Genomic DNA, 15,123 nt, shown 5'->3' with positions numbered 1-15,123 from the left:
AGATCCGCGCGTTGAACCTCGACGACGAGACGGGCGGCTAGACCCCGTGACCCGCTGCGCTGACTGCAATGAGCCGATTACCGCCTCCCTGTGGGTCGCTGCCCACGGGCCGATATGCCTGCTGTGCCACTGGCGCCGCACCCACGCCGACGACGCCCGCGTCGAAGGACGGCGCGAACACGACGAGAGGAGGTGAACAAGATGACTAACGAACAGATCGAGGCCGCCAAAGAGAAGGCCGACGAGATCGCTTGAGAGAAGGCCGACGAGGCCTTCAAGGAGACGTACGAGGAGACGTACCCGGAGGTCTACAGGGAGATCTACGACGAGCAGCTCGCAGACCTGCTCACCTAACCCACCCACGACGATAGCCCCGGCCCCCAACAGGTCGGGGCTATCGCCTTCTGGCCCTTCGGGATACCGACCTACCCGATGAGCCAACGGCCGCTCATCAGACCTGCCCGAGCCTTCGCGGCTTCGGCGTACATCGGCCCCAACTCCGTTGCCACCGTAGGGTTATTGTTGTCTTGTGTTCATGGGTGTGCGTAAATAATAGCGCGTCCGGCCAGCTGACTGCACCATTTGGTGAAGACCTTCATGGGCTGGGGCGAACAGCAGCTGGCCGACGGCACACTGATCTTGACGTCGCCGGCCGGCCAAACCTATGTGACCACCCCAGGCAGCGCGCTGCTGTTCCCTAGTTTGTGTCGCTCCGTCGGCGGGTTCGCCTGCCCGGAAGCCGACACCCCCGTCGACTACTGCGCCGAGCGCACCGCGATGATGCCCAAACGGCGGCGCACCCGCGCGCAAGAGCGCGCCTCCCGCGTGGCCACCGAACGCCGACACAACCGCGAGGCCCGCCTGGCCCGAAAGGCCGCGAGGCCCAGCTATTTTGGCCCCGCCCCACCGGACTCGGACGACGACGACCCGCCGCCATTCTGACGGCAACTCACGGGTTTACGTAGAGTCGACGGCGAAAAGACGCCATGCGAGGCACGCCCTTGAGTCGATGCGCCCCGCGGTCCTCGAATTCGAGGCCTGACCCGATCACCAGGTCGCGCAGTGTGCTGGACGCGAGTACGTCGTTGGGCCCGGCTGTTCTTCGCAAATTCGTGCCACGGGCTCTTGAGCCTCTTCATCAGTTCCCTGCTTAGCTGACAGGGGGAAGAACACCCATCTGAGTCAGTACGGTGGCCATATCAAAGTAGACTTTCTCGCATAAAAGTCGATCGCCGTCGAATTCGAAAATTCCGACTATCGGAATCTCGACGCGGCGTCCGGTCGGTGGGATGCCCGCCCATTCGCCGTTATGGGTCCCAGTGATCAGCCCTTCGCCGAATACTGCGTCATCGGTATGGCGCATCTTGCCGAGCTCGGCGTGTAGGTCGGGAAGGCCGACCATAAGGCCTTGCAGCAGCTGTCGAACGGCCTCCTCGCCGTCGCTCGGGACGCCGTTCACCTCGTAACGTGGATGGGCGAAGGTAGCGATCGTCGCCTCGATATCGTGCCGGTTTTCCGCCTCGGCGTGCTGATTGACGATTGCCTCGCGGCGCTGGCGAAGGGCTGTTATGTCTTCGACCGCTGTCATTACGGGGCCTCCTCGATGTCTCGACGAATCCCCCGATAGCGTGTCACTCTAGAACACCTGCCAGATGCGTGGGTAGCGTTGCTCGTAGAAGGTTCACTAACTTTGCTTAAGGTGTTCTTCACGCAACCGCACCCATCATCTGGTCAAGAAGCTGACATTGCTTATGCATTGTCGGCGCTTGCGGGCACGCCGAAGTTGTCGCGCATTAAGCGACCGAATTTACCTGCAGGTTCCGTAGCTCCGGAAGGACCCGCTCAGCAAGCTGACGCACGGTGTCGATGTCGTTCCCGTACACCATGGCCAGGAATTGCTGGAGACCCGCTTGCACCAGGGGCGCATAGTGGGCGATCACCTCTTCAGGGGTCCCGGCCACAATGCTCTCAGCAGTGATCTCACGGATGAAGGGGGGCACGTACCGGTTGAGTTTGTCGGCCACCGCAGATCGATTGTCGGCAATGATCAGCGGGAAGGTGGTGTTGGTCTTCAGCACCGAGTCGTATGGTCGTCCCAGCCGTTCGCACCAGCCCCGCAGTGCCGCGAGTCGGCGCTGGACGCCTTCGTCGCCCTGGACTGCGCCCGTCCAATAGTGCTGGCCGAAATTCGAGGCGTCGGCATGCTCGGCCACCTGTCGCAACGTGACCCGCTCGCCGCCCCCTGCGATGAGGATTGGGATCCGGGGCCGCTGGACCGGCGCCGGTTTCAGCGGTTCCGCGCTCACGCTGTAGTGTCGCATTGTCGGCGCCATCGGGGCATCACCCCAGAGCCAGCGCAGGGTCCGGACCGTTTCATCCACCATCTCTTGGCGCTCGCGGATACTACGCAGCGCTATCCCCATTTGCTTGAATTCGTCGTCGTTATCGCCCATGCCCAGCCCGACCACCAGGCGGCCACTGCTCAACGCATCGATGTCGGCGGCCATCCGCGCCAGGACAAGCGGGTTGCGGTACGGGACACAGTTGACGAGCGTGCCCAGCCGGATACGCTTTGTCACACCCGCAATAGCGGCCAAGGAGATCCAACAGTCCGGATACCACACCGGATGGTCGGTGATCCAGAATCCGTCCAGTCCGAGTTCTTCGACCTGCAGGACGAACTCCGTGAGAGCGTGCAAGTCACCTCGTGGACCGTTAACGATCCCGAAGCCGACCGTCGAACGCCCGGTCTCGACCCAAGGATGCGTGACCGAGTGAGTGTCCTGTTCGGTGTCGTCCGGCAGCGCATCAGCGGTCGTTGACATGCACTACCACCCTTCAAATAGGGCATCACTCTAGAGCACCAGCGAGCTGCCTACGTAGTTTTGTTTTGCGGTCACAAACGACTCACAGATCTGCTTGAAGTGTTGTTCAGCCAGTCGCTGCATCATTTGGTGAAGATCTTTAAGGGCTGGGGCGAACAGCAGCTGCCGACGGGACGCTGATCTTGACGTCGCCGGCCGGCCAAACCTATGTGACCACCCCGGGCAGCGCGCTGCTGTTTCCCAGTTTGTGTCGCTCCGTCGGCGGGTTCGCCTGCGCGGAAGCCGACACCCCGGTCGACTACTGCGCCGAGCGCACCGCGATGATGCCCAAACGGCGGCGCACCCGCGCGCAAGAGCGCGCCTCCCGCCTGGCCACCGAACGCCGACACAACCGCGTGGCCCGAAAGGCCGCGAGGCCCAGCTATTTTGGCCCCGCCCCACCGGACTCGGACGACGACGACCCGCCGCCATTCTGAGGCTTGGTTAGGCCTGCCGCGGGGACGTCACTTCTCCCAGCGTCATGGGCCGCACATAGGTGCCCACCAGCGCGCGGTGCCACCAGGCGTGGTCGCGCCTGAGCTCTTGAAGAGTGGTGAAACGGTACTCGTAGAGCTGCGCCCGCACATACCGCGGCGGCGAATCCGGAAATGGATTGCGCCGCAACAGGCGCAGCGTCGGCCGGTCGTTGCGCAGCAGCCGCTGTAGCAGGGGGACCAGCCACTGGTGGGCGTAGGCGGGCGAGATGGCCGCGAACCACATCAGCCAGTCCAGGCGCAGGTGATAGGGCGCCCATTGCCGGGGTAGCCGGTCCACGGCACCGGGCTTGCCCTTGAAGCCGTACTCCCTCCACGCGGTGTGCTGGGTGAGCCGCTCCTCGTCGGTGCCCTCGATCACCACCTCACGGCGGATGCGCCCGATGCTGCCAAACGCCCCGTAGGTATTCACCAGGTGAAAGGGGTTGAAGGACATGTTCATTCGCTGGCGCGGGGAGAGCATGTTGCGCACCGGCCAATACGTCAGGAACACCACGGCACCGGTGAACGCCATCACCAGGCCGGCGAACCACAGCGGCGTCGCGGGCCAGGCGGGGTGCGCGGGCACGGGCAACAGCATCCCGAACGATGAGTCGTCGATCGCGCTGAACGCCAGGAAGATCGTCACCCAGTTGAGCCAGGCGAAGTTACCCGACGCCACCAGCCACAGTTGGGTGATCACCACGATCGCCGCCGCCACGCTGGCTATCGGCTGCGGCGCGAACAGCCCGAACGGCACGATCAGCTGGGCGAAATGGTTGCCGGCCACCTCGACTCGGTGCAGCGGCCTGGGCAGGTGATGGAAGAACCAGCTCAACGGCCCCGGCATGGGCTGGGTCTCGTGGTGGTAGTACAGGCAGGTCAGGTCGCGCCAGCACGGGTCGCCGCGCATCTTGATCAGTCCGGCGCCGAACTCGACCCGGAACAACAGCAACCGCGCCAGCCACAGCGTCAGCACCGGGGGCGCGACCCGGGCGTTGCCGAGGAAGATCATCAGGAATCCGGACTCCAGCAGCAACGACTCCCAGCCGAACCCGTACCACGTCTGGCCGACGTTGACGATGGAAAGGTAAAGCACCCACAGCGCCAGCCACGCCGGCATCGCGGCCCACAGCGGCGCCAGGTCGGCCGCGCCGGCGACGATGGCCGCCGACAGCGCCGCCCCCAGCCAGGCCACGCCCGCGAACAGCCGATCCGAATAGCGAAGATGAAAAAGGCTCGGCGCCCGCCAAAACGACTGCCTGGCCAAAAACCTTGGTATCGGCAGTATTCCGTGCTCCCCGATGAGCGCGCGGAACTGGAGTGCGGCCGCAACGAAGGCGATCAGGTAGATGGCTGCGATGCCGCGCTCCAGCACGAGCCTGCCCAGCCAATATTCGGGTGCCGAAAACCATCCCATGGCCGTCACGTATAGCCAGTCAACCAGCCGGAAAACCCTCAGCCAACAGCCGAAAGTCACTCCTTGTGGGGCCGTGGCTCCCGGCCGGTTAACGTCATCACCGAAGCGGCGAGCACGGCGAGCGAAATCAGCGCCGGCAGTTGCACACTCGCCGAATGACCGGCGTAACCGTCGACAGAGTGCCAGGGATGCCGGGACAGCACCGCCCCGGCCAAGATCAGCCCGCCGGCACTGAGCGCGACCGTCACCGCATCGCGCCTGCGCGGCCGGTGGCGCAGCGCGTACCGCAGGCCCAGGGCGGCGCCGACCACGACGACCCCGGCCGCGCCGGCGACCACGGCCCCGACCGCCAGCACGGCGACCGCCGCCCAGCGCCCCGCCGCCCAGGGCCGTGCGGGTTCCCCGTCGCCGCGGCCCCTCCGGGTGCGCCACAACGCCAGCGCGGCCAACAGCGGCAGCAAGGCCAGCCCGATCGCCAGGCCGGCCCGGTACAAAGAGTTGGCGGCGAAGGTCAGCGTGATGGTGCCGGGGTCGCCCGCCGGCACCACCCAGCCCTGCTGCCACCCGTTGACGGCGACGGGCGTCAAGCGGGCGCCGGTGCTGGTGCGCGCCACCCAGCCGGGGTTGATGCTCTCGGGGATTACCAGCAGCCGGGAGGTGGGCGACGCCGGGGCCCGCACCTCGCGGCGGCTGGGCCCCCACGCCGCGGTGCGGGCGAGGGTCGGCGAGGCGTCGGGTACGCCGGCCGCGGCCGGGGTCGACAGCCGGGCCCCGTCCACGACGAACTGGGCGCCGGGGCTGATCAGCAACTCCTGTTGGCCGGCCGGCAGTGCGATCGGGTCGCGCTCGCAGGGCAGCGCCGCAACCGGTTCGCCGTCGAGCAGCGCGCCCGCGGTGGTTCGGATCGAGGTGTGCACGAACCGGCCCGCGACCGCGATGACCGGCCCCCGATCGCAGCCGACGTTGATCGCGCGCGATCGGTTGCGGGCGGCGTCGGCGGGCGCGATCGGCGTGCCGCCGGGGCCGAGCAGCGCCACCTCGGCCAGCCCCGGCGGCTTGAGCTGATCGAAGCCCAGGGCGTTGCGGTCGATGACGTCCTCCCAGTCGAGCAGGCTGATGCTGACGGTGTCGGTCACCCGCGGTTCGAGCGAAAGGGTCTGTGGCCCATCCCTTTTCAGCTGCCGGACCTGCGGGCCGTCGCCGAGGTTGACGGCCACCACCGTCGGGTGCGCCGGCAACGCCGACCGGCTGGGCGTCACCCGCAGCCCGGCGACCTCGGCGGCCCGCGGCAAAGTGACGGTCAGCGTCGGAGGCGACTTGTGTTGCACCACCCGCTGCGGCGCCGTCCACGCGGTGGCCGGATCGCCGTCGGTGGCCGCGAAGGCCGAGCCGAGGATGTCGACCGCATCGGAATCACCTTGGGCCCGAGTGGTATTCGGCTCGGCGACCAGATCGGCCAGCTTGGGGCCCTGCCGTGGCCGCACCCACACCATCGGCGTCACCGAGACGGGGGCCGCCACCGTCAGGGTGCGGCTGAAATTGACCGGTTCTTCGGGCGCCAGCGCCATCGACGCCGCGCAGCGCACGCTGTCGGGTGCCCGGGCGCAGCCCGGCCTGCCGAGCAACTCCGATCCCAGGTCCCAGCCCGCGATCGCCGAGCCCGGCGGCGGGCCGGGCACTCCGACCGTGTGGCGCAGGTTCACCGGGTGGGCGAATCCGGACGCGTCGTACTGGGTGACCGACAGGTCGGTGATGCCGAACTGCACGCCGGGGGAGCCGTCGTCGGTGCCGGCGGCCGTGACCCGCACCCACGCGGTCTCGCCGTACGGCAGCGCCACCGCGAGTGGCTTGCCGGGCTCGTCGAACCGCAGCGTGGTGCTGCCGTTGGCGGTCTCGATCAGGATGCGGCGGACCTGGGCGCCGACGGCGGTCGCGCTGGGGGTGATCGTGATCGCACCGTTGCTCACCGGGTGGTCGAAGTCCACCTGCAGCCACTGGCCCACGGCGGACTGCAGCGCGTTGGACACCCACGCGGTTCCCGAGTCGCCGTCGATCGCCGCGGCCGGGGAGGTCGCCGGTGCGACGTCGGGCATCGCGGTGGAATCCGACGACGAACTCGACACGGTGATCCGGCCGCTGTTCCAGGCGCCGAACACCGCGTCGGCGCCGGGGACCGGGTAGTCGGGGACGCGGTTGAAGGTTTGCCTCGCGTCGCCGGGCGCCCGGATCGCCGAGGAATGCTGGTCGACCCGGCCGTAGTCGGTCTCGCGGGCCACCGGGGTGTCGGTGACGGTGACCAGGGGCGCCGGCAACCCGGCGGCGCGCGCGTCCGCGGTCATCAGCACCGGCCCGGGCGGCGGCCGGCCCAGCAGCCGTCGCCGCTCGTCGAGGCGCAGCAGCACCTCCGGCCCGCCATCGACCCGGGCCAGCCGGTCGGTGTCGACGAAGTACGGCGCGCCCGGATCCCCGTCAACTGCCACCCGGTAGATCTCCACGGCGGGGTACCGCGGGCGCAACCCGCTGTCGGCGACGAAACCCGCCAGCGTGCCCGATCCCACCGGCGCGCCGAACTGCGCCACCTTCTGCAGGCGCGGCGAGCCCTCGATGGTGCGGTGCACCAGGATCGGGCGCGCCGAGCGCGAGGTCTCCGGGTCCAGGTCGTTGCGCAGCACGACGTACGAAATGCCTTGCCGGGCAAGGGTATCGGCCAGGCCGGCCGAGGGCTGCCCGGCGGCGAACAGGCGCTGCACCGAATCCAGCGCCCGGATGGTCTGCGGCGGGGTCAACGGGATGGAGTCACGCACCCCCCACGGGCTGCTGCCGAGCACCTGCAGCGGCTCGTCGTGGCTGGTGCCCCAGACCTGGGTGGCGAACGGCGCTCCGGGGACCACCAGCACCCGCCCGGCGACCGGCGTCCCCGTGTTGTGCCGGTCGAGCCAGTCGGCGGTGTCCTGCCAATACCGGGGTATCGCGCTGAAGGTGCCGGGCGGGGTCAGCCGGCCGGTCCACGCCAGCGAGGTGCTCACCACCAGCGCCGTCAGGACGACGATCGCGACCGCCACCCGCTTGTCGCGCTCGGGGTGGGCGAACGCGCTCAGCCACGCCGAGAGCGGCCCCCGGCCGGGAAGGGGCACCCGGCCCAGCAGCTGCGCGATGCCCAGCACCACCGGGATCCGGACCACCGATCCGAGCTTGTGCACGTTGCGCAGTGGCGCGCCGGCGGCGTCCAGGAAGGTTTGTATCTCGTGGGCCAGCGGCGAGCCCAGCCCGCCGCTGTAGCCGACGGCCATCAACACCACGCCGACAAGCAGCATCGTCACCAGCCGGCCCCGTGCCGGCATCGCGGGGCCGGCCAGCCCGGCCAGCCCGGCGGCGGCGACCAGGCAGGTGGCCAGGATGGCCGCCGACCCGGTGACCAGCGGCGCGCCGGCGGTGGCCGTGGGCGCCACGTACGGTGTCCAGCTGTCGGTGCCGCGCAGGATCTCGGTTAGCGACGACCATTGCGTCGTCACGCCGGAGGATTCGATGAAGTCCAGGAACGGCGGACTGACGTGGCGCAGGCACACCAACGCCACCACCCACCACAGCATGGCCAGGCACAGGGCCAACAGCCACCACGCGGTGTAGCGCCACCACAGCCGGTTCGGCCGGTGGCACGCCCACCAGATCACCGCCGGCAGGCACCCGGCCAGCGTGGCGATGGCGTTGACCGCGCCCATCAGCGCGACGGCCAGCCCGGCCTGGGCGGCCAGCGCACGCACCGATTTATTCGTCGAGGCGCGCAGGGCCAGGATCGTCGGCAACAGCACCCACGGCGCCAGCATCATCGGCAGGGTCTCCGACGAGATCGATCCGAGCGTGGTGAGCACCCGCGGCGACAGCGCGAACGCCGCCGCGCCGATCACCCGCGACGTCGGGCTGCCGATCCCCAGCGTCTCGGCCACCCGCAACAGCCCCCAGAACCCGACGCTGAGCAGCAACGCCCACCACAGCCGCTGGGTCATCCAACCCGGCAGCCCCAGCAGGTGGCCGACGAGAAAGAAGGTGCCGTGCGGAAACAGGTAGCCATAGGCCTGATTCTGCGACTGGCCGAAAGGCAGTTCGCTGTTCCACAGGTTGGTCGCCCGGGCCAGGAAGCGCAGCGGGTTGGCGGTGAGGTCGAGCTTGGTGTCGGGGGACACCCGCCCGGGTGACTGCGCGAACGTCAGCGCCAGCGCGACGGCGCCGACCAACAGCAGCCAGCGGCGCGACAGTGGCGCGGCGGGGGCTTCTTCCGCGGGCTCGGCCTGCGTTGCCCCTGCCGCCGCTGAGTCGAATGGCGGCGACCCGCTGCGCCCGGCTTCGCCGCGCTTGCGATCGCCGCTAGCTACGGTTGCCGTACTCGACCCGGTTGAGAACTGACGACTGCGGATCGCCCCCGGGGAGTGGCGGCTTCGTGTCCTGCTGCACCATCAAGGTGATCCCGAAGATCGCGGCCGCGCCCAGCAGCAGACCAACCACCACGCTCGCGGCGGCGGGCGCGATGATCCGGTTCATGCGAAGGCTCCTTCGGGGCTTGCGGTCGTGACTAGGGCGACCTAGCGCCAACCTAGCAGAAGGGCGGTTCGGGCCTGCTAAGGCCGCAATCCCGGCGGCAGCTGATCCAGGCAACTCTGCTTGCTGTCGCACGGCAGGCAATGCCCGTGAAAACACCGGTCGCCGTAGTCCACCAGATACGGCCCGGAGGGATTCCGCGGCGTCGGCGGGCTCTGCGACGGCGCCGTGGTGTGACCATCCACGGCGAGCGTGACGCCAACGGTCGCGGCGGCGCCGATCGACAATCCCACCGCGATGCTGGCGGCAGCGGCCAACGAGAACCCCGCCATCGCCGGCTCCTCCCTGCCAGGCAAATGGGCTCTGGCCAACGTACCGCTGATGCCCCCTGGTGGCCGGGACGAAACGACCGCCGTGACAACATGTCCCGATGGCTTTCCCCCGGCTCCTGGCCGTGCTCGCCGTCGCGGCGGCGCTGGCCGCGGGCTGCGGCCACCACGCCGCCCGGCCGCCCGGCCCCTCGACCGGCAAGCCGGCGGCGGCTCCCGCGCCACCGGTGTGCGCGGACCCGACGGCCGTCCCGGCCGCCCTGTCGACCCGCGACAAGCTGGCGCAGCTGCTGATGGTCGGGGTGAAGGACGCCGACGACGCGCGTGCCGTGGTCAACGGCTATCACGTCGGCGGCATCTTCATCGGCGGCTGGACGGACCTGTCGATCTTCAAGGGCCCGCTGGCCGACATCGCGCGTAGCGCGGGTCCGCTGCCGCTGGCGGTCAGCGTCGACGAAGAGGGTGGCCGGGTGTCGCGGTTGAAGTCGCTGATCGGGACGGCCCCGTCGGCCCGGCAGCTCGCGCAGCAGCAAACGGTCCAGCAGGTCCACGACCTGGCGGCCGACCGCGGCAAGAAGATGCGCCAGCTGGGCATCACCATCGACTTCGCCCCCGACGCCGATGTCAGCGACGAGCCCGACGACGCCGTGATCGGCGACCGCTCGTTCAGCGCGGATCCGGCTACCGTCACCGCCTACGCCGGGGCCTACGCGCAGGGCCTGCGAGACGCCGGTCTGCTGCCGGTCCTCAAGCACTTCCCCGGCCACGGGCACGGCTCCGGCGACTCGCACACCGGGGGCGTGGTGACGCCTCCGCTGAGCGAGCTGCGGAACGACGACCTGGTGCCGTACCGCGCGCTGGTGACCGCGACGCCGGTCGCGGTGATGGTGGGCCACCTGCAGGTTCCCGGGCTGACCGGCAACGACCCGGCCAGCCTGAGCCGCGCCGCGGTCCAGCTGCTGCGCACCGGCACCGGCTACGGCGCCCCGCCGTTCAACGGGCCGGTGTTCAGCGACGACGTCTCCAGCATGGCCGCGATCTCCGATCGCTACGGCGTGCCCGAGGCGGTGCTGCGCACCCTGCGGGCCGGAACCGACGTCGCGCTGTGGGTCACCACCGACGAGGTGCCCGCGGTGCTGGACCGCCTGCAAAAAGCCGTCGACTCGGGCGACCTGCCGATGCCGGCGGTCAACGACTCGGTGGTGCGCGTGGCGACGATGAAGGTCGCCAATCGAACATGCGGCCACTAGCACGCCGCATCCTCGTTACCCTGGAGTCAGATTGAGGGGCCAGAGAGGTGCAGCGATGGCGGGTGGTACCAAGCGGTTACCCCGTGCCGTCCGCGAACAGCAGATGCTCGACGCCGCCGTGCAGCTGTTTTCCGTCAACGGCTACCACGAGACCTCGATGGACGCCATCGCCGCCGCGGCGGAGATCTCCAAGCCCATGCTGTACCTGTACTACGGGTCCAAGGAGGACCTGTTCGGCGCCTGCCTGGATCGTGAGCTGGGACGGTTCGTCGATGCGGTGCGCGCCGACATCAACTTCGCCCAAAGCCCAAAGGACTTGCTGGGCAACGCCATCGGGTCCTTCATGCGTTACATCGACGCCAACCGCGCGTCCTGGATCGTGATGTACACCCAGGCCATCAGCTCGCAGGCGTTTGCGCACACCGTGCGCGACGGACGCGAACAGATCATCGATCTGGTGGCCGAGCTGATGCGGGCCGGAAGCCGCACCCCGCGGTCGGACGCCGAGTATCAGATGATGGCGGTGGCGCTGGTAGGCGCGGGCGAGGCGATGGCCAACCGGCTCAGCACCGGCGACATCGGCGTCGACGAGGCCGCAGAGCTGATGATCGACCTGTTCTGGCACGGTCTCAGGGGCACGCCGGAGGACCGGGAAGCCGCCGCGGCCGGCTAGCCCCTACATTCATGGGGTGGCCCTCCCGCCTGCCCGCCGCAACCTCGACTTCTTTTGCGCGGTGGTCATCGTCGGGCTGCTGGCCGGGGTCGCCGGGCTGGCGACGACCGCGGTGCTGCGCTTCGTCGAGCACGCCACGTACCACTACAGTTTCGGCACGCTGCTCACCGGGATCGCCGGCAGCAGCCCGGTCCGCCGCGTCCTCGGACCAATGGTCGGCGGCGCGCTGGCGGGATTCGGCTGGTGGATGCTGCGCCGCAGCACCCCGGTGCCGCCGCTCGCGCAGACCATCGCCCGCCGTGATCGGATCCCGCGGCTGGCGTGGAGCGTCGATGCCGCGTTGCAGGTGCTGCTCGTGGGTTCGGGAGCGTCCCTGGGCAGGGAGGGTGCCCCGCGCCAATTCGCAGCGGCCCTCGGCGATTTCGGCACCGCGTGGCTGAAGCGCCTGTCCGCCCACGACCGCCAGGTCTTGCTGGCGTGCGCGGCGGGGGCCGGGCTCGGCGCGGTCTACGCCGTTCCGCTGGCCGGCGCGCTGTTCGCCGTGCGCATCATGCTGAACACCTGGCATCCGCGGGCGGTGGGCGCGGCGTTGCTGACCTCCAGTGTGGCCGTAGCGATCTGCTCGGCCGCCACGCACGATCAGCCCACCCTGGACTGGCCGAGCGCGGAATCGTCGTACTTGCTCACCGCGCACGGTCTGATGCTGGCGCCGCTGACCCTCGTGGTGGGTCTGGCGTTCAACCGGCTCATGGCCGCGGCGCGGCCGGCCAGGGAGATGCGGACCTGGGTGCTGATCCCGGCGCTGGCGGGCGCGGGTCTGGTCATGGGCGTCTGCTCCCATTGGTGGCCGGAGTTGCCCGGCAACGGCCGCAGCATCCTGACCGTCAGCCTCGCCAGTGGCATGACACTGTCGACGGCGGCGATCATCCTGGTGCTGAAACCTCTGCTGACGGCCCTGTTCCTGCGCGCCGGCGGGGCGGGTGGAATGCTCACGCCCTCGCTGGCCACGGGCGCGGCGGCGGGGTCGGCGCTGGTGCTGGCGATCAACTGGGCGGCGGGGACGAACCTGCACACGCCGGCGGTGTCGCTGGCCGGGGCCGCCGGGGTGCTCGCGGTCACCCAGGACTCACCGATCTGGGCCGCGATCTTCGTCTGGGAACTCGCCCATCCGCCGCTCTGGCTGTTCCTGGTCTTCCTGCTGACCGCCTGCGGCGCATACGGATTGAAGGTGCTCGCGCTCGGTCGCAGGCCCGCCTAGAGGGCCCGGACGCTGCCGGTCAGATACGGGTATCCCTTGGCGATGTTGCGCAGCGAAAGGTCCCACCCGCCGTCATCGCCCTGGTCGATGTAAAGCCCCGCGGTGCCGGGCAGGACCAGCGGCTTGCCGAACCGCACCGAGTACTGCACCCGGTCCGGAAGCCGGGCCTCGATATTGGCCAATACCGTTGCGGCGCTGAACATCCCATGCGCGATGACCGTCGGAAACCCGAACAGCTTGGCGGCGATCGGGTTGGTGTGGATCGGGTTGTGGTCGCCGCCGACGACGGCATAGCGGCGGATCCGGCCGGGGCTGATCCGCAGCAAGGTGCTGGGCGGCGGCAGCTTCGGCTGCTTCTGCGGCGGCGGTTTGGGCTCGTCGGACAGGCTGGTGCGTTGCTGGTGCAGGAAGGTGGTCACCTGGTGCCACGCGGCCTCATCGCCGACGCTGACGTCCGTCACGAGATCCACCAGCAGGCCCTTGCGGTGTTCGCGCAGGTTCTCGGCGTGCACGCGCACGCTGACGGTGTCGGTCACCGAGATCGGGCGGTACTGCGTGATGCGGTTCTCGGTGTGCACGGATCCCATTGCCGCGAAAGGGAAGTCGAAGCCGGTCACCAGCGACATCATCGCGGGAAAGGTCAACGCGAACGGGTAGGTCAGCGGCACGTGATTGCCGTAGCGCAGGCCGGTGACCCCCGCGTACTCGGCTACGTTCGTGTGGTCGATGGGTAGCTCTTCGACGGTCACCGTGCGGGTGGGCAACTGGTCCGACCGCGGCAACAGCGGCAGGGCCCCGGCCGCCGCGCGCAGCATGTTCTTCAGACCGCTTGGCTGGTTCATCACGTCCTCCCGAGAAGCCCTATGCGCCCAGCATCGCCTGGCCGCAGACGCGAATGACGTTGCCGGTCACCGCGTTCGAAGCCGGGCTGGCGAAGTACGCGATCGTCTCGGCGACGTCGACCGGCTGTCCGCCCTGCAGCAGCGAGTTCATCCGGCGGCCCACCTCGCGGGTGGCCAGCGGGATGGCGGCGGTCATCTGGGTCTCGATGAATCCCGGTGCGACGGCGTTGATCGTGATGCCTTTGCCGTAGAGGCCCGGCGCCAGCGCCTGCGTCAGGCCGATCATCCCGGCTTTGGTGGTGGCGTAGTTGGTCTGCCCGCGGTTGCCCGCGATGCCGGCCATCGACGACAGGCCGATCACCCGGCCCCCTTCGCCGATGCTGCCGTTGCCGATCAAGCCCTCGGTAAGCCGTTGCGGGGCAAGCAGATTGACGGCCAGGACGGAGTCCCAGCGGGCGTCGTCCATGTTGGCCAACAGCTTGTCGCGGGTGATGCCGGCGTTGTTGACCAAGACGTCGGCGTGCCCGGCGTAGTGGTCGCGCAGGTGCTCGGTGATCCTGTCGACGGCGTCCTCGGCGGTGACGTCCAGCCACAGGGCGGTGCCGCCGACCCGGCTGGCGGTTTCGGCCAGCGTCTCGGCGGCGGACTCCACGTCGATCGCGACCACGCGGGCCCCGTCGCGGGCGAACACCTCGGCGATGCAGGCGCCGATGCCCCGCGCGGCGCCGGTGACGATGGCGACCTTGCCGTCCAGCGGCCGGTCCCAGTCGCCCGGCGGAGTGGAATCGGCCTCGCCGACGTAGAAGACCTGGCCGTCGACGTAGGCCGACTTGCCCGACAGGATGAACCGCATCGTCGATTCCAGGCCCGTGGCCGCGGGTTTGGCGGCCGGCGACAGGTACACCAGCTGCACCGTCGCACCGTTGCGCAGTTCCTTGCCCAGCGAGCGGGTGAAGCCCTCCAGCGCCCGCTGCGCGATCCGTTCGTCGGTGCCGGCGGCGGCGTCGGGCGTGGTGCCGACCACGACGACGCGCGCGCTGTGGCCCAGATTGCGCAGTACCGGGGTGAAGAACTTGTGCAAGGCCTTCAGCCCGGGCGGCGTGGTGATCCCGGTGGCGTCGAAAACCAGGCCGCCGAATTGATCCGCCCAGCGGCCGCCCAGGTTGGCACCCACCACGTCGTAGTCCTTGTCCAGCGCCGCCCGCAGCGGCTCGACCACCCGCCCCTCCCCGCCGATCAGCAGCGAGCCGACCAGCGGCGGATCGCCGGGCTGGTAGCGACGAAGGGTCTCCGGTTGCGGGATGCCGAGTCGCTTTGCCACAAACGATCCGGGCCCGGAGTTGACGACCTGCGAGAACAGATCGGACGAGCGCTTGGGAGCCACTGAGCTGCCTTCCATGGGTAGTGCGGTACAAAGGCCAACCGTATCGGGACGAACTTACTTCAGAGTAAGAACAGTGGGTAGTATGGCCTGTAACGGC

General features: G+C 69.2%; 12 protein-coding genes and 3 pseudogenes. 6 read left to right on the top strand and 9 right to left on the bottom strand.

What is annotated here, in order from left to right:
- A partial coding sequence (locus tag VMD50_RS15050) for a hypothetical protein (RefSeq protein WP_325428533.1) occupies window positions 1-196 on the top strand: 196 nt, incomplete at its 5' end.
- Window positions 197-576: 380 nt separating this feature from the next.
- A pseudogene (locus tag VMD50_RS15045) lies at window positions 577-942 on the top strand (hypothetical protein); the annotation flags it as partial.
- A gap of 15 nt (window positions 943-957) precedes the next feature.
- Here VMD50_RS15045 and VMD50_RS15040 read toward each other — a convergent pair.
- The 3 genes and pseudogenes from VMD50_RS15040 to VMD50_RS15030 form a co-directional block, all read right to left on the bottom strand.
- Window positions 958-1,099, bottom strand: a pseudogene (locus VMD50_RS15040) (adenylate/guanylate cyclase domain-containing protein); the annotation flags it as partial.
- Between the two features lie 51 nt (window positions 1,100-1,150).
- On the bottom strand, window positions 1,151-1,588 hold the full coding sequence (locus VMD50_RS15035) for an ester cyclase (protein ID WP_325428532.1): 438 nt from the start codon (window positions 1,586-1,588) through the stop codon (window positions 1,151-1,153).
- Between the two features lie 205 nt (window positions 1,589-1,793).
- Complete coding sequence (locus VMD50_RS15030; protein WP_325428531.1) at window positions 1,794-2,825, bottom strand: LLM class flavin-dependent oxidoreductase; 1,032 nt, start codon at window positions 2,823-2,825, stop codon at window positions 1,794-1,796.
- 120 nt (window positions 2,826-2,945) lie between these two features.
- Between VMD50_RS15030 and VMD50_RS15025 the strand changes: the two are divergent.
- Window positions 2,946-3,301 (top strand): annotated as a pseudogene (locus VMD50_RS15025) (hypothetical protein); the annotation flags it as partial.
- A gap of 7 nt (window positions 3,302-3,308) precedes the next feature.
- Here the strand turns inward: VMD50_RS15025 and VMD50_RS15020 are convergent.
- The 4 genes from VMD50_RS15020 to VMD50_RS15005 form a co-directional block, all read right to left on the bottom strand.
- A complete protein-coding gene (locus VMD50_RS15020) occupies window positions 3,309-4,757 on the bottom strand; it encodes a lipase maturation factor family protein (protein WP_325428538.1) in 1,449 nt (482 codons plus the stop codon).
- Between the two features lie 56 nt (window positions 4,758-4,813).
- The gene (locus VMD50_RS15015) at window positions 4,814-9,010 is read right to left on the bottom strand and encodes an alpha-(1->3)-arabinofuranosyltransferase (RefSeq protein ID WP_325428537.1); all 4,197 of its coding nucleotides are present in this window, start codon (window positions 9,008-9,010) and stop codon (window positions 4,814-4,816) included.
- A 109-nt stretch (window positions 9,011-9,119) separates the two neighbouring features.
- Window positions 9,120-9,293, bottom strand: coding sequence for a DUF2613 domain-containing protein (locus VMD50_RS15010; RefSeq protein ID WP_065443914.1), 174 nt, complete (start codon window positions 9,291-9,293; stop codon window positions 9,120-9,122).
- A 77-nt stretch (window positions 9,294-9,370) separates the two neighbouring features.
- Window positions 9,371-9,622, bottom strand: coding sequence for a DUF2613 family protein (locus tag VMD50_RS15005; RefSeq protein WP_325428530.1), 252 nt, complete (start codon window positions 9,620-9,622; stop codon window positions 9,371-9,373).
- 98 nt (window positions 9,623-9,720) lie between these two features.
- On the opposite strand from VMD50_RS15005, the gene VMD50_RS15000 reads away from it, so the two are divergent.
- Genes VMD50_RS15000 through VMD50_RS14990 form a run of 3 tightly spaced genes read left to right on the top strand, consistent with a single transcriptional unit; the run spans window position 9,721 to window position 12,800 of the window.
- Window positions 9,721-10,869 carry a glycoside hydrolase family 3 N-terminal domain-containing protein gene (locus tag VMD50_RS15000; RefSeq protein ID WP_325428529.1) on the top strand — a complete coding sequence of 383 codons (1,149 nt, stop codon included), beginning with the start codon at window positions 9,721-9,723 and terminating at the stop codon, window positions 10,867-10,869.
- A 55-nt stretch (window positions 10,870-10,924) separates the two neighbouring features.
- Window positions 10,925-11,542: a TetR/AcrR family transcriptional regulator gene (locus tag VMD50_RS14995; RefSeq protein ID WP_325428528.1), complete on the top strand. Its 618-nt coding sequence runs from the start codon at window positions 10,925-10,927 to the stop codon at window positions 11,540-11,542.
- Between the two features lie 16 nt (window positions 11,543-11,558).
- Entirely contained in the window at window positions 11,559-12,800 is a 1,242-nt protein-coding gene (locus VMD50_RS14990; protein WP_325428527.1) for a chloride channel protein, read from the top strand.
- Here VMD50_RS14990 and VMD50_RS14985 read toward each other — a convergent pair.
- Window positions 12,797-13,642: a MaoC/PaaZ C-terminal domain-containing protein gene (locus VMD50_RS14985; RefSeq protein ID WP_325428526.1), complete on the bottom strand. Its 846-nt coding sequence runs from the start codon at window positions 13,640-13,642 to the stop codon at window positions 12,797-12,799. The two genes, VMD50_RS14990 and VMD50_RS14985, sit on opposite strands and share 4 nt — an antisense overlap.
- A 19-nt stretch (window positions 13,643-13,661) precedes the next feature.
- The gene (locus VMD50_RS14980; RefSeq protein WP_325428536.1) at window positions 13,662-15,026 is read right to left on the bottom strand and encodes a 3-oxoacyl-ACP reductase; all 1,365 of its coding nucleotides are present in this window, start codon (window positions 15,024-15,026) and stop codon (window positions 13,662-13,664) included.
- Between the last annotated feature and the right edge of the window lie 97 nt (window positions 15,027-15,123).

Source organism: Mycobacterium sp. (assembly GCF_035506235.1).
In the GTDB taxonomy this organism is placed as follows: Bacteria; Actinomycetota; Actinomycetes; order Mycobacteriales; family Mycobacteriaceae; genus Mycobacterium.
The sequence above is the reverse complement of the archived record's forward strand: the minus strand, read 5'-3'. Positions and strand labels throughout refer to the sequence as shown.